At 61.1% G+C, this 18,245-nt stretch carries 19 protein-coding genes; all 19 read left to right on the top strand.

The window, feature by feature from the left end:
- Nucleotides 1–127 precede the first annotated feature (127 nt).
- The 19 genes from fliL (at nt 128) to LJY18_RS10215 (ending at nt 18,160) form a co-directional block, all read left to right on the top strand.
- Nucleotides 128–649, top strand: coding sequence for a flagellar basal body-associated protein FliL (gene fliL / locus LJY18_RS10305; RefSeq protein WP_238041703.1), 522 nt, complete (start codon nt 128–130; stop codon nt 647–649).
- Between the two features lie 13 nt (nt 650–662).
- Nucleotides 663–1,634 (top strand): flagellar motor switch protein FliM, encoded by a 972-nt coding sequence (gene fliM, locus LJY18_RS10300; protein WP_238041702.1) that lies wholly within the window; start codon nt 663–665, stop codon nt 1,632–1,634.
- A 62-nt stretch (nt 1,635–1,696) separates the two neighbouring features.
- Nucleotides 1,697–2,167 carry a flagellar motor switch protein FliN gene (gene fliN / locus LJY18_RS10295; RefSeq protein ID WP_238041701.1) on the top strand — a complete coding sequence of 157 codons (471 nt, stop codon included), beginning with the start codon at nt 1,697–1,699 and terminating at the stop codon, nt 2,165–2,167.
- A 20-nt stretch (nt 2,168–2,187) separates the two neighbouring features.
- Nucleotides 2,188–2,619 carry a flagellar biosynthetic protein FliO gene (fliO, locus tag LJY18_RS10290; protein WP_238041700.1) on the top strand — a complete coding sequence of 144 codons (432 nt, stop codon included), beginning with the start codon at nt 2,188–2,190 and terminating at the stop codon, nt 2,617–2,619.
- Complete coding sequence (gene fliP / locus LJY18_RS10285) at nt 2,619–3,380, top strand: flagellar type III secretion system pore protein FliP (RefSeq protein ID WP_238041699.1); 762 nt, start codon at nt 2,619–2,621, stop codon at nt 3,378–3,380. The genes fliO and fliP overlap by 1 nt, the downstream gene beginning before the upstream one ends.
- The gene (gene fliQ / locus LJY18_RS10280) at nt 3,377–3,646 is read left to right on the top strand and encodes a flagellar biosynthesis protein FliQ (protein ID WP_238041698.1); all 270 of its coding nucleotides are present in this window, start codon (nt 3,377–3,379) and stop codon (nt 3,644–3,646) included. Before fliP ends, fliQ begins: the two co-directional genes overlap by 4 nt.
- A 103-nt stretch (nt 3,647–3,749) precedes the next feature.
- Nucleotides 3,750–4,526 carry a flagellar biosynthetic protein FliR gene (gene fliR / locus LJY18_RS10275; protein WP_238041697.1) on the top strand — a complete coding sequence of 259 codons (777 nt, stop codon included), beginning with the start codon at nt 3,750–3,752 and terminating at the stop codon, nt 4,524–4,526.
- Nucleotides 4,527–4,529: 3 nt separating this feature from the next.
- Entirely contained in the window at nt 4,530–5,666 is a 1,137-nt protein-coding gene (flhB, locus tag LJY18_RS10270; RefSeq protein ID WP_238041696.1) for a flagellar biosynthesis protein FlhB, read from the top strand.
- Between the two features lie 264 nt (nt 5,667–5,930).
- The gene (gene flhA, locus LJY18_RS10265) at nt 5,931–8,039 is read left to right on the top strand and encodes a flagellar biosynthesis protein FlhA (protein ID WP_238041871.1); all 2,109 of its coding nucleotides are present in this window, start codon (nt 5,931–5,933) and stop codon (nt 8,037–8,039) included.
- A 15-nt stretch (nt 8,040–8,054) separates the two neighbouring features.
- The gene (flhF, locus tag LJY18_RS10260; RefSeq protein WP_238041695.1) at nt 8,055–9,356 is read left to right on the top strand and encodes a flagellar biosynthesis protein FlhF; all 1,302 of its coding nucleotides are present in this window, start codon (nt 8,055–8,057) and stop codon (nt 9,354–9,356) included.
- 117 nt (nt 9,357–9,473) lie between these two features.
- Entirely contained in the window at nt 9,474–10,304 is an 831-nt protein-coding gene (gene fleN, locus LJY18_RS10255; RefSeq protein ID WP_238041694.1) for a flagellar synthesis regulator FleN, read from the top strand.
- Nucleotides 10,301–11,047 (top strand): RNA polymerase sigma factor FliA, encoded by a 747-nt coding sequence (gene fliA, locus LJY18_RS10250; RefSeq protein WP_238041693.1) that lies wholly within the window; start codon nt 10,301–10,303, stop codon nt 11,045–11,047. Before fleN ends, fliA begins: the two co-directional genes overlap by 4 nt.
- Before the next feature lie 136 nt (nt 11,048–11,183).
- On the top strand, nt 11,184–11,558 hold the full coding sequence (locus tag LJY18_RS10245; protein WP_177345177.1) for a chemotaxis response regulator CheY: 375 nt from the start codon (nt 11,184–11,186) through the stop codon (nt 11,556–11,558).
- Nucleotides 11,559–11,577: 19 nt separating this feature from the next.
- Nucleotides 11,578–12,366: a protein phosphatase CheZ gene (locus tag LJY18_RS10240; RefSeq protein WP_238041692.1), complete on the top strand. Its 789-nt coding sequence runs from the start codon at nt 11,578–11,580 to the stop codon at nt 12,364–12,366.
- Between the two features lie 11 nt (nt 12,367–12,377).
- Nucleotides 12,378–14,549, top strand: a complete 2,172-nt coding sequence (locus tag LJY18_RS10235) for a chemotaxis protein CheA (RefSeq protein WP_238041691.1) — start codon at nt 12,378–12,380, stop codon at nt 14,547–14,549.
- Nucleotides 14,550–14,592: 43 nt separating this feature from the next.
- Nucleotides 14,593–15,705, top strand: coding sequence for a protein-glutamate methylesterase/protein-glutamine glutaminase (locus LJY18_RS10230; RefSeq protein ID WP_238041870.1), 1,113 nt, complete (start codon nt 14,593–14,595; stop codon nt 15,703–15,705).
- Nucleotides 15,705–16,445: a flagellar motor protein gene (locus LJY18_RS10225; RefSeq protein ID WP_238041690.1), complete on the top strand. Its 741-nt coding sequence runs from the start codon at nt 15,705–15,707 to the stop codon at nt 16,443–16,445. Before LJY18_RS10230 ends, LJY18_RS10225 begins: the two co-directional genes overlap by 1 nt.
- A 2-nt stretch (nt 16,446–16,447) precedes the next feature.
- On the top strand, nt 16,448–17,320 hold the full coding sequence (gene motD / locus LJY18_RS10220; RefSeq protein WP_238041689.1) for a flagellar motor protein MotD: 873 nt from the start codon (nt 16,448–16,450) through the stop codon (nt 17,318–17,320).
- 51 nt (nt 17,321–17,371) lie between these two features.
- The gene (locus LJY18_RS10215; RefSeq protein ID WP_238041688.1) at nt 17,372–18,160 is read left to right on the top strand and encodes a ParA family protein; all 789 of its coding nucleotides are present in this window, start codon (nt 17,372–17,374) and stop codon (nt 18,158–18,160) included.
- Nucleotides 18,161–18,245: the final 85 nt, after the last annotated feature.

Here is an 18,245-nt window from a genome sequence, read left to right as displayed (position 1 = left end):
CGCGCTATTTGTCCGGGTGTTGCGCGCAATCGGATCCCGGCGAGCTGCAGATGTTTGCAAGCTGGCATAACACTTGCTCACACCCTTTGAATACGGATTGAACTCCGATTAGTGACGGATAATTGGCATGGCTAAGAAAGACGCGGCGCAAGACTCGGTCAGCGCCGAAGCGAAACCGGCCGGTAAGTTGAAACTCATCATCGTGATTGTCGTGGCCTTGCTCCTGGCTGTGGGATTGTCGGTGGGCGGCACCTGGTTCTTCCTCCACAAGGGCGCGGCCAAGAGTGAGGTCGAGGCGGCATCCGCGGAGCCTGCGGTGCCCGTCAAGCAAGCGGCGATATACGAAGAGCTTACGCCAGCGTTCGTGGTCAATTTCACCCATAAGGGGCGGGCGCGCTACATGCAGGTCAGTATTGCCTTGCTGGTGCGTGATCAGGCGGCGCTGGATGCGCTCAAGGTGCATATGCCGGTATTGCGCAATCGCCTGGTGATGTTGTTTTCCGGCCAGGATTTCGAGTCGTTGATCACCCCGATAGGCAAGGAAATGCTCCGCCAGCAGGCTACGGCAAGCGTGCAGGAGCTGGCAGAGAAGGAGACGGGTAACCTGACCGTCGAGCAAGTGCTGTTCACCAATCTAGTGCTGCAATAGCCGGGAGCTTCGTATGGCTGTGCAAGACCTGCTTTCCCAGGATGAAATCGATGCGCTCCTGCACGGCGTCGATGACGGGCTGGTCGATGCCGAGGACGAAGTCGAGCCGGGAAGCGTCAAGCAATATGACCTGACCAGCCAGGACCGCATCGTCCGTGGGCGCATGCCGACCCTGGAAATGATCAACGAGCGCTTTGCCCGCTATACCCGCATCAGCATGTTCAACCTGCTGCGTCGTTCGGCGGATGTGGCGGTGGGCGGCGTGCAGGTGATGAAGTTCGGCGAGTACGTGCATTCGCTGTATGTGCCGACCAGCCTCAATCTGGTGAAGATGAAGCCGTTGCGCGGTACCGGCCTGTTCATCCTGGATGCCAAGCTGGTGTTCAAGCTGGTTGACAACTTCTTCGGCGGCGATGGCCGTCATGCCAAGATCGAGGGCCGCGAGTTCACCCCGACCGAATTGCGCGTGGTGCGCATGGTGCTGGATCAGGCGTTCGTTGACTTGAAAGAAGCCTGGCACGCGGTCATGGACATCAACTTCGAGTACGTCAATTCGGAGGTCAACCCGGCCCTGGCCAACATCGTCAGCCCCAGCGAAGTCATTGTGGTGTCGACCTTCCATATCGAACTGGACGGCGGTGGCGGCGACCTGCACATCACCATGCCTTATTCGATGATCGAACCGATCCGCGAGATGCTCGATGCCGGTTTCCAGTCCGACGTCGACGATCAGGACGAGCGCTGGGTCAAGTCCCTGCGCGAAGACATTCTCGACGTCAGCGTGCCGCTCGGCGCCACGGTGGCGAAGCGCCAGCTGAGGCTGCGTGACATCCTGCACATGCAGCCGGGCGATGTGATTCCGGTGGATATTCCTGAAAACGTAATCATGTGCGCCAATGGTGTACCGACCTTCAAGGTCAAGCTTGGCGCGCACAAAGGCAACCTGGCGCTGCAAGTGTTAGAGCCTATCGACCGCCAGCGCTGACAGGGTGTTATTGCCCCGCACCGCGCTCGCCCAACCCGCTACCAGCCAGCCGAGGACACACGATGGCAGACGAAAATGAACACACCTCCCCCGAGGAGCAGGCGCTGGCCGACGAGTGGGCAGCCGCCTTGTCCGAGTCCGGTGACGATGCCAATCAGGATGATATCGATGCCATGCTCGCCGTCGGTGGGATGGCTGCAGCGGCTCCGCCCCGTGCACCCATGGAAGAATTCGGCAGCGTGCCCAAGGGTAATCTGCCCGTCAGTCTGGACGGGCCGAATCTCGATGTGATTCTCGATATTCCGGTGTCGATCTCCATGGAAGTTGGCAACACCGACATCACCATTCGCAACCTGTTGCAGCTCAACCAGGGTTCGGTGATCGAGCTCGATCGTCTCGCGGGCGAGCCGCTGGACGTGCTGGTCAACGGCACCCTGATTGCCCATGGCGAAGTGGTAGTGGTCAACGAGAAGTTCGGCATCCGCCTGACCGACGTGATCAGCCCCAGCGAACGGATCAAGAAACTGCGCTAATGCACCGACAGAGCCCGCTCATGTTCAGATTTTCAGGCGTTGCCTTGCTTCTGCCGTTCACCGCCCTGGCTGCCGAGCCGGCAGCGCAAGCAGCCATGCCCATGGCCGGCAGCGGCATCACCGGGCAGCTGCTGCAGTTGCTGCTTGGCCTGTTGCTGGTGGTCGGCCTGATTTTTCTGCTCGCCTGGGTGATGCGCCGGGTCCAGCAGCTAGGTCCGCGCGGCGGCCAGGTGATCAAGATAGTCGCCAGTCAGGCGCTCGGCCCCCGCGATCGACTGGTGCTGGTGCAGGTGGGCGGCGAACAGCTGCTTCTCGGTCTGACGCCGGGACGCATTGCGCCCCTGCATGTGCTGAAAGAGCCGGTGCACTTGCCTGATGGCGAGCCGGCGTCGACCGAGTTCGCCCAGCGCTTGATGGAGTTGTTGGGCAAGGATCAGAAGGACAAGTCTTGATGAGCGCGTTGCGCCTGCTGTTGGTTCTGCTGTTCACCCTGGTCGCACCCGTGGTGTTTGCCGCCGACAATCCGTTGTCGATTTCGGCGATTACCCTGAGCACCGACGCGGCAGGTCAGCAGGAGTACTCAGTCAGTCTGCAGATCTTGTTGATCATGACGGCGCTGAGTTTCATTCCAGCCTTCCTGATGCTGATGACCAGTTTCACTCGCATCATTATCGTATTCTCGATTCTTCGTCAGGCCCTGGGCCTGCAGCAGACGCCGTCCAACCAGATTCTCATCGGCCTGGCGCTGTTTCTGACCCTGTTCATCATGGCGCCGGTGTTCGAGCAGATTAATAACGATGCCTTGCAGCCTTATCTGAACGAGCAATTGCCCGCCCAGGAGGCGATTGCCAAGGCTGAGGGGCCCATCAAGAACTTCATGCTGGCGCAGACCCGCGAAAGCGATCTGGAGCTGTTCATGCGCCTGTCCAAGCGTACTGATATCGCCAGTCCGGAAGACGCGCCGCTGGTTATCCTGGTGCCGGCGTTCGTGACCTCCGAGCTGAAAACGGCGTTCCAGATCGGGTTCATGATCTTCATTCCGTTTCTGGTGATCGATCTGGTGGTGGCCAGTATCCTCATGGCCATGGGCATGATGATGCTCTCGCCGCTGATCATTTCCCTGCCGTTCAAAATCATGCTGTTTGTCCTGATCGATGGCTGGGCGTTGATCATGGGTACCCTTGCCGCCAGCTTCGGCGGGGTCTCGCCGTGACGCCCGAGGTTGCCGTCGACCTGTTTCGCGAGGCGCTGTGGCTGACCGCCACCATAGTCGCGATCATCGTCGTGCCCAGCCTGCTGGTCGGCTTGATGGTCGCCATGTTCCAGGCCGCCACCCAGATCAACGAACAGACCCTGAGCTTTCTGCCGCGCCTGCTGGTGATTTTGATCACCCTGATCGTTGCCGGGCCCTGGCTGGCCCAGCGGATGATCGAGTACATGCAGAACTTGATCATGAATATTCCGCTGTTGATCGGCTGAATGCCCATGCATAAATCTACTGCGTGCCAGCTTGCCGCCGCGCAGATTTGCTCGCGGCGAATCTGCGGGCGCTACTCGCCACGTTCTCTCCACGGGTGCTGACATGCTGGAACTGAGCGATGCGCAGATCGGCGGCTGGGTGGGTTCTTTCCTGCTGCCGCTATTTCGTATCGCGGCTCTGCTGATGGTGATGCCGATCATTGGCACGCAACTGGTGCCGATGCGCGTGCGCCTGTATCTGTCGCTGGCGATTTGCCTGGTATTGATGCCCAATCTGCCGCCAATGCCGCAGGTCGATGCGCTAAGCCTGCCGACATTTATCCTGATCGCCCAGGAGGTGCTGATCGGGGTGATGCTGGGGTTTGTCCTGCAGTTGTTCTTCCATGCATTCGTCGTTGCCGGGCAGATCGTGGCGACGCAGATGGGCCTGGGCTTTGCCTCCATGGTCGATCCGGCCAATGGCATCTCAGTGGCGGTGATCGGTCAGTTCCTGCTAATGCTGGTGACCTTGTTGTTTCTTGCCATGAACGGCCACCTGGTGGTGTTCGAGGTGTTGGCCGAGAGTTTCGTCACCCTGCCGGTTGGCGGCGGCTTCCTGGTCGAGCACTACTGGGAGCTGGCCAATAAGCTGGGCTGGGTAATAGGCGCGGCGCTGATCCTGGTGTTGCCGGCGATCACCGCGCTGCTGGTGGTCAACCTGGCGTTCGGGGTGATGACCCGCGCCGCGCCGCAGCTGAATATTTTCTCCATCGGTTTTCCGCTGACCCTGGTCATGGGGATGGTGATTCTCTGGATTGGCATGGCCGATATTCTCGCGCAGTACCAGGTATTCGCCAGCGAAGCCCTGCAACTGTTGCGCGAAATGGCGCGAGCGAGTTAAGTCATGGCCGAATCGGAAAGCGGTGCCGATAAAAGCGAAGAACCCACGGAGAAACGCCTTCGTGAATCCCGTGAGAAAGGTCAGATTGCTCGCTCCCGCGAGCTCAATACCCTGGCGATCATGCTGGCCGGAACTGGCGGCTTGCTGGCTTTTGGCGGCAGCCTGGGCAGCGCCTTGATATCCATCATGAGCAGTAATTTTTCCCTGCCGCGCGAGGTCATCATGGATGAGCGCTCCATGGCGATCGGGCTGCTGGCCTCGGGAAAAGTTGCCGTGGACGCCATGCTGCCATTGTTTCTGGCATTGCTGATTGCCTCGATCGTCGGGCCGATTGCCTTGGGCGGCTGGCTGTTCTCGGCCAAGGCCATGGCGCCCAAGATCAGCCGGATGGATCCGCTGGCGGGGCTCAAGCGGATGTTCTCGGCCAAGGCGCTGGTCGAGCTGCTCAAGGCACTGGCCAAGTTCACGCTCGTGCTTACCGTGGCACTGGCGGTGCTGGCGGCAAATGTCGGCGACCTGCTGGCGATCGCTCATGAACCGCTGGAGTCGGCGATTATGCACGCGGCCCAGGTGGTTGGCTGGAGCGCGCTGTGGATGGCCTGCGGGCTGGTGTTGATTGCGGCGGTGGATGTGCCGTTTCAGCTCTGGGACAACAAGCAGAAGATGATGATGACCAAGCAGGAAGTGCGCGACGAATACAAGGACAGTGAGGGCAAGCCCGAGGTCAAGCAGCGGATCCGCCAGTTGCAGCGCGAGATGACCGAGCGGCGCATGATGCAGGCGGTGCCGCAGGCAGACGTGGTGATCACCAACCCGACCCACTTCGCCGTGGCCTTGAAATACGACCCGGCCAAAGGCAGTGCGCCGGTGTTGTTGGCCAAGGGCGGCGACTTTACCGCCTTGAAGATTCGCGAGATCGCTCAGGAGCACCAGGTCATGCTGCTGGAGTCGCCGGCGCTGGCGCGCGCGGTGTTCTATTCCACCGAGCTGGACCAGGAAATCCCGGCCGGGTTGTACCTGGCGGTGGCCCAGGTGCTGGCCTACGTCTACCAGATTCGCCAGTACCAGGCTGGCAAAGGCAAGCGCCCGGCGCCGTTGCCGGATTTGCCGATTCCGCCGGATTTACGCCGCGACGAGTAGGTCGCGAGGACCGTGCCGGCAGGTGCGTGTAAGCCGACATGGCGTGGGTCACGCCCTGGGTAATCGGCTGTCCTGCGCGAACATCACCTGCGGCTTGGCGAGACGGTCTGGTCCAGCCCGCACTGCCGATGTGCTCGGCCCCCATCGCATATTCCCCGTGCCGTCAAAGTTGGACAGCTTCTTGCAAATCCCTAGGCAAAGGCGCAATTAGCGTCAAAAGATTGAATTGGCTGGGGTAGGGATGTGGCAGTAGATCGCTCACAAATGGTCGGTAACGTGCGCAGCAACCTGTCGGGGTTGCGTCAGGGCAATCTGGGCATCCCCTTGATGCTGCTGGTCATGCTCGGCATGGTCATGCTGCCGATTCCGCCGTTCCTGCTCGACGTGTTGTTTACCTTCAGCATCGCCCTGTCGATCGTGGTGCTGCTGGTCGGCATCTATTCCTTGCGGCCGCTGGATTTCGCGGTTTTCCCGACCATCTTGCTGGCGGCGACCTTGCTCCGGCTGGCGCTGAACGTCGCGTCCACCCGCGTGGTATTGCTCAACGGTCATGACGGTCATGGTGCGGCGGGGCAGGTGATCCAGGCCTTCGGCGAAGTGGTGATCGGCGGCAACTACGTGGTCGGTATCGTGGTGTTTGCCATCCTCATGATCATCAACTTCGTGGTGGTGACCAAGGGGGCCGGGCGGATTTCCGAGGTCAGCGCGCGTTTTACCCTGGATGCCATGCCCGGCAAGCAGATGGCCATCGACGCGGACCTGAATGCCGGCCTGATCGAGCAGGCGGAAGCCAAGATACGCCGCGCCGAAGTGTCCCAGGAGGCCGACTTCTACGGCTCCATGGACGGTGCCAGCAAGTTCGTCCGTGGCGATGCGGTCGCTGGCCTGCTGATCCTGTTCATCAACCTGATCGGTGGTATCGCCATCGGCATCTTCCAGCACGGCTTGAGTTTTGCCGATGCCGGCAAGGTCTACACCCTGCTGACCATCGGTGACGGCCTGGTCGCCCAGATCCCCTCGCTGCTGCTGTCGACCGCTGCGGCGATCATGGTCACCCGCGTCTCCAGCTCGGAAGACATGGGCGCTCAGGTCAATCGGCAGATGTTCGCCTCGCCGCGCGCCCTGGCCGTGGCCGCGGCGATCATGATCGCCATGGGCCTGGTGCCCGGCATGCCGCATTTTTCCTTTATCAGTCTCGGTCTGGTCGCTGCGGGCGGTGCCTACTGGATCGCCAACAAGCAGCGCAAGGCCAAGGCAGAGGAAGTGCATGAGGTGCAGCGCCAGCAGGAACTGCTGCCCGCCCAGCGCGCCCAGGAGGTCAAGGAGCTTGGTTGGGACGATGTCATGCCGGTGGACATGGTCGGCCTGGAGGTCGGCTACCGGCTGATTCCGCTGGTCGACCGCAACCAGGGTGGCCAGTTGCTCGCGCGGATCAAGGGCGTGCGCAAGAAGCTCTCCCAGGAGATGGGCTTTCTCATGCCTTCGGTGCATATCCGCGACAACCTCGACCTGCAGCCCAGCGCCTACCGCTTGACCTTGATGGGCGTCAGCGTGGCCGAGGCCGAGGTCTACCCGGATCGCGAATTGGCGATCAATCCGGGTCAGGTATTCGGCACCCTCAATGGGGTTGCCGCCAAAGATCCGGCGTTCGGTCTGGAGGCGGTGTGGATCGACCCGGGCCAGCGCGATCAGGCGCAATCGCTGGGTTACACCGTGGTCGATGCCAGCACCGTGGTCGCGACCCACCTCAACCAGGTCTTGCACAAGCACGCGCATGAGCTGCTTGGCCACGAGGAAGTGCAGCAGCTCATGCAGTTGCTGGCGAAAAGTTCGCCGAAGTTGGCCGAGGAGCTGGTGCCGGGCCTGGTGTCGCTGTCGACCCTGCTCAAGGTGTTGCAGGCGCTGCTGCAGGAGCAGGTTCCGGTGCGCGACATCCGCACCATCGCCGAAGCCATCGCCAACGTGGCGCCTAAGAGTCAAGATCCCGCCGCGATGGTTGCGGCAGTGCGGGTCGCCTTGGCTCGCGCCATCGTGCAAAGCATCGTGGGACTAGAGCTGGAGCTGCCTGTGATCACCCTTGAGCCAAGGTTGGAACAGATATTGCTAAACAGTCTACAGAAGGCCGGTCAAGGCTCCGAGGAGGGCATCCTCCTGGAACCGGGCATGGCCGAGAAGCTGCAGCGTTCCCTGGTGGAAGCAGCGCAGCGCCAGGAAATGCTCGGCAAGCCAGTGATCCTGCTGGTAGCCGGACCGGTTCGGGCGATGCTCTCGCGGTTTGCACGGTTGGCAGTGCCAAGTGTGCATGTGCTGGCTTACCAGGAAATCCCGGACAACAAGCAGGTCACCATCGTCGCAACGGTGGGGCAGAATTAACCGAGGTAACAGGCCATGCAGGTCAAACGCTTTTTCGCTGCCGATATGCGCCAAGCCATGAAGCTGGTCCGCGATGAGTTGGGCGCGGACGCCTCGATCATCGGTAACCGTCGGGTTGCCGGCGGTGTCGAGCTGACCGCCGCACTGGACTACCAGATCCCCGCCGCACCTGCTCGGCAACCGAACGCGGCGCTGGAAGCCGAGCTGCGCCAGACTCAAGCTCGCATCGCCTCGGCGCAGGCCGAGCTGGTCACGCGTACTCAGGCCGACGCCAGCAAGGACCGCCAGCTGTTCGCTGAAGAGCCGGTGGCGCCGCTCGACAACCTGGACACCGCCCTGCATATGGCAGCGCCAGCGCCAATGGCCAGCGGCGACCAGGGTGCACTCGAGGCCATGCGCTCCGAATTGCACGGTTTGCGTGAATTGCTCGAAGTGCAGCTGGGTTCCATGGCCTGGGGGCAGATGCAGACGCGTCGGCCGCAGCAGGCCAATCTCTGGCGGCGTCTGCAGCGCATGGGCTTGCCCGCCGAGTTGTCGCGGGTGTTGCTCGAGCGTGTGGCGAATGTCGCCGAACCTCGCCAGGCCTGGGGCATGCTGCTCGCTCACCTGGCCCATGCGATTCAAACGCCGCAGCAGGAGCCGCTGGAAGAGGGTGGGGTGATCGCCCTGGTCGGTCCGGCCGGCATGGGTAAAACCACGACTCTGGCCAAGCTGGCCGCGCGTTATGTGCTCAAGTACGGCGCCCAGCATGTCGCCCTGGTCAGTCTGGACAGCTATCGGATTGGCGCCCAGGAACAACTGAAGACCCTGGGGCGGATCCTCAATGTGCCGGTGACCCTGGTCGATCCCGGTCAGTCGCTGACCCAGGCGCTGGTGCCGCTGGCACGCAAGCGTGTGGTCTTGATCGATAGCGCCGGCTTGCCGGCCAGTGATCCCGCCCTGCGCATGCAGCTGGAAACCCTGGCCAGTCGCGGAGTCAAGGCCAAGAATTACCTGGTCCTGGCGGCTACCAGCCAGAGCCAGGTGCTCAAGGCCGCCTACCACAGCTACAAGCGCTGCGGTCTTTCCGGTTGCATCCTGACCAAGCTGGATGAAGCCACCAGCCTGGGCGAGGTTTTAGGTCTGGCTATTGGCCAGCGTCTACCGGTAGCCTATCTCACCGATGGTCCACGGATTCCGGATGATTTGCAGGTGCCGCGCAGCCATCAGCTGGTGAGTCGTGCAGTGGGGCTGCAAAGCGCCGAGGACCCAAGTGAAGATACAATGGCCGAAATGTTCGCCGGGCTTTATCAGCACCCGGCGCGACGCGCCGGTTAATGGCCATAGCGGCAATGATCAAGCGAAATGCGGCAGCGCGTGGTACCCGGCAGTGGATTGGCGGAGTGCAGGCAGCCACATGGTTCCAGTCGAAGTCAGACAAGGTGTGTAGATAACATGGGTATGCATCCCGTACAGGTGATTGCGGTGACCGGCGGCAAGGGTGGCGTCGGCAAGACCAATGTGTCGGTGAATCTGGCGATGGCCCTGGCTGATCTCGGTCGGCGGGTGATGGTGATGGACGCCGACTTGGGTCTGGCCAACATCGACGTGCTGCTTGGCCTCACGGCCAAGCGTACGCTGGCCGATGTGATCAGTGGCGAGTGCGAGCTGCGTGACGTGGTGCTGCAAGGCCCCGGCGGCATTCGTATCGTACCCGCCGCCTCCGGTACGCAAAGCATGGTGCAGCTCTCGCCCATGCAGCATGCCGGGCTGATTCAAGCCTTCAGCGACATCAGCGAAAACCTCGATGTGTTGATTGTCGATACCGCCGCCGGGATTGGCGATTCAGTGGTCAGCTTCGTACGCGCCGCCCAGGAAGTGCTGGTGGTGGTGTGTGACGAGCCAACCTCGATCACTGACGCCTACGCCCTGATCAAGCTGCTCAATCGCGACCACGGCATGAGCCGTTTCCGCGTTCTGGCAAATATGGCGCACAGCCCACAGGAAGGCCGCAACCTGTTTGCTAAGTTGACCAAGGTTACCGACCGCTTCCTCGACGTCGCGCTGCAATATGTCGGCGCGGTGCCTTACGATGAATCGGTACGCAAGGCCGTGCAAAAACAGCGTGCGGTCTACGAAGCTTTCCCGCGTTCGAAGTGTTCCCTGGCGTTCAAAGCGATTGCCCAGAAAGTCGATGCCTGGCCGCTACCGGCCAATCCACGCGGCCATCTGGAGTTTTTCGTCGAGCGCCTGGTGCAGCAACCGACCGCGGATACGGCCATATGACAGCAGCTTCTGGACTCCGTATGTACAGCAAGGCTCAGACCCAGGACGCCCAGCACCAGTTGATCGAGCGCCACGCGCCCCTGGTCAAACGGATTGCCTATCACTTGTTGGCGCGCTTGCCGGCCAACGTGCAGGTGGATGACTTGATCCAGGCCGGGATGATCGGCCTGCTCGAAGCCTCGAAGAAATACGACTCCAGCAAAGGTGCCAGTTTCGAAACGTTCGCCGGCATTCGCATTCGCGGCTCGATGCTCGATGAGGTGCGCAAAGGCGATTGGGCGCCGCGTTCGGTGCATCGCAACAGCCGCATGGTCAGCGACGCAATTCGGGTAATTGAAGCAAGAACCGGTCGCGACGCTAAAGATCAGGAGGTTGCGGCCGAACTCCAATTGAGTCTCGAAGATTACTACGGCATCCTTGGCGACACTTTGGGCAGCCGGCTGTTCAGCTTCGACGATTTGCTGCAGGACGGCGAGCATGGCGGGCTGCACGAAGACGCCAGTTCCACTCACCCAGAACCCTCGCGGGAGCTTGAGGACGAGCGGTTCCAGGCGGCGTTGGCCGATGCCATCAGCCACCTGCCCGAGCGGGAGCGGCTGGTGCTGTCGCTGTATTACGACGAACAATTGAATCTCAAGGAAATTGGTGAGGTTCTGGGGGTTAGCGAATCGCGCGTCAGTCAGTTGCATAGTCAGTGTGCCGCACGCTTGCGCGCACGACTGGAGGAATGGCGAGCGAGCTGAGCAGTTAAATCAGCAGACCGTTGGAAAATCTAGCGAAGTAGTTTTGCAGCGGCCTGACAGGCCGGTTTCACGATTAAAAGCGTGCCCAGGTGCTGGGTTCGTTTGGGACTGTACGGAGGTCGACTTGGACAAAAACATGAAAATCCTCATCGTTGATGACTTTTCAACGATGCGCCGGATCATCAAGAACCTCCTGCGTGACTTGGGGTTCACCAATACCGCGGAGGCCGATGACGGCACCACTGCACTGCCGATGCTGCAAAGCGGCAGTTTCGATTTTCTGGTGACTGACTGGAATATGCCAGGCATGACCGGAATCGACTTGTTACGTGCGGTGCGTGCAGACGAGCGCCTGAAGCAGTTGCCGGTGCTGATGGTGACCGCTGAAGCGAAACGCGATCAGATCATCGAGGCCGCACAAGCCGGGGTGAATGGCTATGTGGTTAAACCGTTCACAGCCCAGGTGCTGAAAGAAAAGATTGAAAAAATCTTCGAGCGGGTCAACGGCTGATGTCTGCCGCGAGGGCACTATGGAACACGATGATTCCACTCAGGGTGACTTCGAGTCGACCCTGAAAACCCACGCTCGCCAATTGGTGGATAGCCTGGAACACGGCGATTTTGGCGAAGCGGTACAACTGATCAACGATATCAACAAGGTTCGCGACCGTGGTCTGTATCATGAAGTCGGCAAGCTGACGCGCGAGCTGCATAACGCCATCGTCAATTTCCAGCTCGATCCACGTGTACCGCATGCCACGGAAGTCTCGCAAATCACCGACGCCACCGAGCGCCTGAACTATGTGGTGACGATGACCGAGAAAGCGGCCAATCGCACCATGGATCTGGTTGAACAGAGTTCACCCCTGGTTAACAGTATCGGTGCCGAGGCGCAGAGCCTGAGTGCCGATTGGGGCCGTTTCATGCGCAGGGAAATGGGCGCCGATGGCTTCCGTGACCTGGCCAAGCGAATTGAACTGTTTCTCGCCAGCAGTGAGCGCGACAGCGTCCAGGTGTCGGCCCAGCTCAACGATATCCTGCTTGCGCAGGATTATCAGGATCTGACTGGCCAGGTGATCAAGCGGGTGACGCAACTGGTCACCGAAGTGGAAAGCAACCTGCTCAAACTGGTGCTGATGGCCAGTCAGGTCGACCGTTTTGCCGGTATCGAGCATGACCACGCCGTGCTGCGTGCTGAACAAGAACAACAAAAAGAGCCTTCCCACGGTGAAGGTCCGCAGATTCATGCCGATAAGCGTGAAGACGTCGCATCCAATCAGGATGACGTCGACGATCTGCTTTCCAGCCTGGGATTTTAGGAGCACGTCTTATGAGCTTCGGCGCCGATGAAGAAATCCTCCAGGACTTCCTGGTAGAGGCCGGCGAGATTCTTGAACTACTGTCCGAGCAGCTGGTGGAGCTTGAGAGCCGCCCGGACGACATGAATCTGCTCAACGCTATTTTTCGCGGTTTCCATACCGTCAAAGGTGGCGCCGGTTTTCTCCAGCTCAATGAGTTGGTTGAATGCTGCCATATCGCAGAAAACGTCTTCGACATCCTGCGCAAGGGTGAGCGGCGCGTCGACTCCGAGTTGATGGATGTAGTGCTGGAAGCACTCGATGCGGTCAATGGCATGTTCACTGAAGTGCGTGAGCGCGTTGCGCCGACTCCGGCCACCCGGGAGTTGCTGGCGGCCCTGGCGCGTCTTGCCGAGCCGGCTGCTGCCGTTGCGGTCGAACAAGCCGTCGCCGAGGCCACGTCTGGCGATATCACCGACAATGAATTCGAACAGTTGCTCGATGCGCTGACCGAATCGCCTGACAAGGTGGCGAGCAGCAGCGTCGGCAGCGACGAAATCAGCGATGACGAGTTCGAGTCGTTGCTCGATGAGTTGCATGGCAAGGGCCAGTTCGCGGCACCTGCAGTGGCCGCGGCAGCTGCGCCGGTTGCAGCGCCCGTTGCAGCAGGCGCTGGCGACGAGATCAGCGACGATGAATTCGAGGCGCTGCTCGACCAGTTACATGGCAAGGGCCAGTTCGTTGCCCCAGCAGTGGCCGTGGCATCTGCACCGGTCGCAACGCCCGTTGCGCCAGGCGCTGGCGACGAGATCAGCGACGATGAATTCGAGGCATTGCTCGATCAGTTGCACGGCAAGGGCAAATTTGTCGAGCCGGCCGCGCTCGCCAAGACGCCCGCAGCACCGGTAGCGGCTGCTGTTGCGGCCCAACCCGCAGCCGCCGCTCAGCCCGTCGCCAAACCCGCGGCCAAGGTGACTCCGCTGAAAGCGCCGGCACCGACCGCCGCGGTCGCCGAAAAGGCGCCAGCACCCAGCGAAGCGGAAACCACCGTACGGGTGGATACCGCGCGCCTGGACGAGATCATGAACATGGTCGGCGAACTGGTGCTGGTGCGTAACCGTCTGGTGCGCCTGGGCTCCAACAGCGCCGATGAGGCCATGGCCAAAGCCGTCTCCAACCTCGATGTGGTCACCGCGGACCTGCAGACGGCGGTGATGAAGACGCGCATGCAGCCGATCAAGAAGGTCTTCGGCCGCTTCCCGCGGCTGGTTCGTGATCTGGCGCGCAGCCTGAAGAAAGAGATCAATCTTGAACTGGTCGGTGAAGAAACCGACCTGGACAAGAACCTGGTCGAGGCGCTCGCCGATCCTCTGGTGCACTTGGTGCGCAACGCCGTCGACCACGGCATCGAAACGCCGGAAGAGCGCGAGGCCGCGGGCAAGTCGCGCGGCGGCAAGGTGGTGCTCTCGGCCGAGCAGGAAGGCGATCACATCCTCCTGTCGATTTCCGATGATGGCAAAGGCATGGACGCCGATCAGTTGCGTGCCAAGGCCGTGGAGAAGGGCCTGCTGGACAAGGACGCAGCCGATAGGCTCAACGAGTTCGAATGCTACAACCTGATCTTCGCCCCTGGCTTCTCGACCAAGACCGAGATATCCGACGTGTCCGGCCGCGGGGTCGGCATGGACGTGGTGAAGACCAAGATTTCTCAGCTCAACGGCACGGTCAACGTGTTCTCGGTCAAGGGCCAGGGCTCGAAGATCGTCATCAAGGTACCGCTGACCCTGGCGATCATGCCGACATTGATGGTCATGCTGGGCAACCAGGCCTTCGCTTTCCCGCTGGTCAACGTCAACGAGATTTTCCACCTCGACCTGTCGCGCACCAACGTGGTCGATGGCCAGGAAGTGGTGATAGTGCGCGACAAGGCGCTGCCGCTGTTCTACCTCAAGCGCTGGCTGGTACGCAGCGCTGCCCATGACGAGCCGGGCGAGGGCCATGTGGTGATTCTCACTGTTGGTAGCCAGCGCATCGGTTTCGTCGTCGATCAGCTGGTTGGTCAGGAGGAAGTGGTGATCAAGCCGTTGGGCAAAATGCTCCAGGGCACTCCGGGTATGTCTGGCGCTACCATCACGGGCGATGGACGTATTGCCTTGATTCTCGACGTGCCGAGCATGCTCAAGCGCTACGCGCGGCGCATCTGATTGATCGCGGCGCCGACTCGCTCGGCGCCGTTTAGGAGTGTTTATAGTGGTTAAGGTGTTGGTGGTGGACGATTCCGGCTTTTTTCGCCGGCGCGTTTCTGAAATTCTCTCTGCCGATCCGAATATCCAGGTAATCGGTACGGCGACCAATGGTCGCGAAGCCATCGATCAAGCGCTGGCGCTCAAACCCGACGTGATCACCATGGATTACGAGATGCCGATGATGGACGGCATCACCGCGGTACGTAACATCATGCAGCGCTGCCCGACTCCAGTATTGATGTTTTCCTCGCTGACCCACGAAGGCGCCCGCGTCACGCTCGATGCGCTGGATGCCGGGGCGGTGGATTTCCTGCCGAAAAACTTCGAAGACATTTCGCGTAACCCGGAAAAAGTCAAGCAACTGCTCTGCGAGAAGGTGCACAGCATTGCCCGCAGCAATCGCCGCGGACTGGTCGCGGCGCCAGCAGCGAGCGTCAGCACCCTGGGAAAGCCGGCGGCGCGCAGTAGCCTCGGTCGTCCTGGCGTCAGCATCCCGGTGCCTGTGCCAGCCTCCACGTCGGTTACTGCGCGCACGAGTGCGCCAAAACGCAAGTCCTACAGGCTGGTGGCCATCGGCACCTCGACCGGGGGGCCCGTGGCTCTGCAGCGTGTGCTGACCCAGTTGCCGGCCAACTTCCCGGCGCCGCTGGTGCTGATCCAGCACATGCCCGCGGCTTTTACCAAGGCATTTGCCGAGCGTCTGGACAAGCTGTGCCGGATCAGCGTCAAGGAAGCCGAGGATGGCGATCTGTTGCGTCCAGGGTTGGCGCTGCTGGCTCCGGGCGGCAAGCAGATGATGATCGACGGTCGCGGCGCCATCAGGATTTTGCCGGGCGATGAGCGCCTGAACTACAAACCCTGTGTCGACATTACTTTCGGCTCGGCGGCCAAGGCCTTTCATGACAAGGTGCTGGCGGTGGTCTTGACCGGCATGGGCGCCGATGGGCGCGAGGGTGCGCGCCTGCTCAAGCAGGAGGGCAGTCACGTGTGGGCGCAGGATGAGGCCAGCTGCGTGATCTATGGCATGCCGATGGCGGTGGTCAAAGCCAATCTGGTGGACGCCATCTACAGCCTCGACGACATCGGTAGGCACTTGGCAGAGGCCTGTGTGTAATGGATGTGCTGAGCCTGATAGGGGTCATCCTGGCGTTTGTCGCCATTCTGGGTGGTAACTATCTGGAGGGTGGTCATGTCATGGCGCTGCTCAATGGCCCGGCGGCGTTGATCGTGATCGGCGGCACCCTGGGCGCGGCGTTCCTGCAGGCGCCGGTCAGCGTATTCAAGCGTGCCCTGGTGATTCTGCGCTGGATATTCTTCCCGCCGCACATCGATCTGGTCGGCGGCATCGAGCATGTCGTCGGTTGGAGTATGGTCGCGCGCAAGGAAGGCCTGCTCGGCCTCGAGGCGATGGCCGATACCGAGACCGATCCTTATGCGCGCAAGGGCTTGCAGCTGCTGGTCGATGGCGCCGAGCCGGAAGCCATCCGCAGCATTCTTGAGGTCGATCTGTACACCCAGGAAGGCCGCGATATCCAGGCCGCCAAGGTCTTCGAAAGCATGGGCGGCTACGCACCGACCATCGGCATCATTGGCGCGGTGATGGGCTTGATCCATGTGATGGGCAACCTGGCCGATCCGAGCAAGCTCGGCAGCGGGATTGCCGTGGCATTTGTCGCCACCATCTACGGGGTCGGTTTCGCCAACCTGCTGCTGCTGCCCATTGGCAACAAGCTCAAGGCCGTCGCCCAGCGTCAGTCGCGTTACCGTGAGATGTTGCTGGAAGGCATTCTGTCGATCGCCGAAGGTGAAAACCCGCGCTCCATCGAGTTGAAGCTGCAAGGCTTCATGGAGTAACCATGGCTCGTCGCAGGCACCATGAAGAGCACGAAAATCATGAGCGTTGGCTGGTCTCCTACGCCGACTTCATTACCCTGCTGTTTGCCTTTTTCGTGGTGATGTATTCGATGTCCTCGGTCAATGAGGGCAAGTACAAGATTCTCTCGGACAGCCTGACCGGGGTGTTCAACCAGCCCGACCGTGCGATCAAGCCTATCCCGGTGGGCGATGAGCGGCCGCGAACCACGGAACCGGACCGCTCGCTGGTCGATGAGGACGAGCAGGCCAGTCAGCCTGCCGACTCTCTGCAGAGCATTGCCGACAGCATGCGCCTGGCGTTTGCCGGGTTGATCGACTCCAAGCAGTTGAAGGTGAGCGGCAACGAGTTGTGGATCGAGATCGAGCTCAGTTCCAGTCTGTTGTTCCCCAGTGGCGATGCCCTGCCGAACAATGCGGCCTTCGACCTTATCGAGAAGATTGCCAAGATTCTGGCGCCTTATGAGAATCCGGTGCATGTCGAGGGCTTTACCGACAACCTGCCGATCAAGACCGCCCAGTATCCAACCAACTGGGAGTTGTCTGCCTCCCGGGCGGCCAGCATCGTGCGCATGCTTGCCATGGATGGGGTTAACCCTGGGCGGCTGGCATCAGTGGGCTATGGTGAGTTTCAACCGGTGGCGGATAACGCCACGGCCGATGGCCGGGCACGTAACCGCCGGGTGGTGCTGGTGGTGTCGCGCAACCTGGATGTGCGCCGCAGCGTGAGCGGTGTCGGCAGCGCCAATGCACGCCCCGATAGCGCCCTGCAGCGGGCTGGCACACAACCTGCAGCACCAGCTGCAATGCAGGCCCCTTCAACGGGTGCCGTCAATTCCCCGTCGCTTGCCCCCTAGGGCAGCGCCTGTTCTCGGTAGGGTCTGGATCATGCCGGGAGGACAAACACCATGAGAGTCTGGGCAGTAGCCAATCAAAAGGGTGGTGTTGGCAAGACCACCACCGCCATCGCCTTGGCCGGCCTGCTGGCCGATGCCGGTAAGCGCGTGGTCGTGGTCGATCTCGATCCCCACGGCTCGATGACCAGTTATTTCGGCCACGATCCGGACGCGCTTGAGCACAGCTGCTTCGATCTGTTCCTGCATCAGGGCGTGGTCCCCCAGGGGCTGCCGGAGCAACTGCTGTTGTCCACCAGCCATGAACGCATAGCCCTGTTGCCATCGAGTACCGCATTGGCCACGCTCGAGCGTCAATCGCCTGGGCAGAACGGCTTGGGCCTGGTCATCGCCAAGAGCCTGGCGCAGTTATGGCAGGGCTACGACCATGCGGTGATCGACAGTCCGCCGCTGCTGGGCGTGCTGATGGTCAATGCGCTGGCGGCCAGCCAGCATCTGGTGATTCCGGTGCAGACCGAGTTCCTCGCAGTCAAGGGCCTGGAACGCATGGTCAGCACCCTGGCGATGATCAACCGGTCGCGTAAACAGGCGTTGCCCTACAGCATAGTGCCGACCCTGTTCGACCGGCGTACCCAGGCCTCGCTGAGCACCTTGCGCATGCTGCGCAACAGCTATCCCGAGCATCTGTGGCCAGCCTATATTCCGATCGACACGCGCTTGCGTGATGCCAGTCGCGCAGGGCGCACGCCCTCACAGTTTGACCCCAACAGCCGCGGTGTACTGGCCTATCGGGCGCTGCTCAAGCACCTGCTGGCGCAACAGTTGGCCGCGCAGGTCGCTTGAGATGATGGTCAATGTTGAGCCGATAAGCTCAAGTATGCCGCCACTGCGGCCGATAGGTTGTACAGATTATTTTTGCGGATTCCAT

Origin of the sequence: Pseudomonas sp. MMS21 TM103 (assembly GCF_022132145.1) — a bacterium.
Lineage (GTDB): Bacteria > Pseudomonadota > Gammaproteobacteria > Pseudomonadales > Pseudomonadaceae > Aquipseudomonas.
This window is presented reverse-complemented; position numbering and strand designations above follow the sequence as displayed.

Coding starts and splice junctions, on each gene's coding strand:
- fliL (WP_238041703.1), top strand. CDS start 128: ATGGCTAAGAAAGACGCGGCGCAAGACTCGGTCAGCGCCGAAGCGAAA.
- fliM (WP_238041702.1), top strand. CDS start 663: ATGGCTGTGCAAGACCTGCTTTCCCAGGATGAAATCGATGCGCTCCTG.
- fliN (WP_238041701.1), top strand. CDS start 1,697: ATGGCAGACGAAAATGAACACACCTCCCCCGAGGAGCAGGCGCTGGCC.
- fliO (WP_238041700.1), top strand. CDS start 2,188: ATGTTCAGATTTTCAGGCGTTGCCTTGCTTCTGCCGTTCACCGCCCTG.
- fliP (WP_238041699.1), top strand. CDS start 2,619: ATGAGCGCGTTGCGCCTGCTGTTGGTTCTGCTGTTCACCCTGGTCGCA.
- fliR (WP_238041697.1), top strand. CDS start 3,750: ATGCTGGAACTGAGCGATGCGCAGATCGGCGGCTGGGTGGGTTCTTTC.
- flhB (WP_238041696.1), top strand. CDS start 4,530: ATGGCCGAATCGGAAAGCGGTGCCGATAAAAGCGAAGAACCCACGGAG.
- flhA (WP_238041871.1), top strand. CDS start 5,931: ATGGTCGGTAACGTGCGCAGCAACCTGTCGGGGTTGCGTCAGGGCAAT.
- flhF (WP_238041695.1), top strand. CDS start 8,055: ATGCAGGTCAAACGCTTTTTCGCTGCCGATATGCGCCAAGCCATGAAG.
- fleN (WP_238041694.1), top strand. CDS start 9,474: ATGGGTATGCATCCCGTACAGGTGATTGCGGTGACCGGCGGCAAGGGT.
- fliA (WP_238041693.1), top strand. CDS start 10,301: ATGACAGCAGCTTCTGGACTCCGTATGTACAGCAAGGCTCAGACCCAG.
- LJY18_RS10245 (WP_177345177.1), top strand. CDS start 11,184: ATGAAAATCCTCATCGTTGATGACTTTTCAACGATGCGCCGGATCATC.
- LJY18_RS10240 (WP_238041692.1), top strand. CDS start 11,578: ATGGAACACGATGATTCCACTCAGGGTGACTTCGAGTCGACCCTGAAA.
- LJY18_RS10235 (WP_238041691.1), top strand. CDS start 12,378: ATGAGCTTCGGCGCCGATGAAGAAATCCTCCAGGACTTCCTGGTAGAG.
- LJY18_RS10225 (WP_238041690.1), top strand. CDS start 15,705: ATGGATGTGCTGAGCCTGATAGGGGTCATCCTGGCGTTTGTCGCCATT.
- motD (WP_238041689.1), top strand. CDS start 16,448: ATGGCTCGTCGCAGGCACCATGAAGAGCACGAAAATCATGAGCGTTGG.
- LJY18_RS10215 (WP_238041688.1), top strand. CDS start 17,372: ATGAGAGTCTGGGCAGTAGCCAATCAAAAGGGTGGTGTTGGCAAGACC.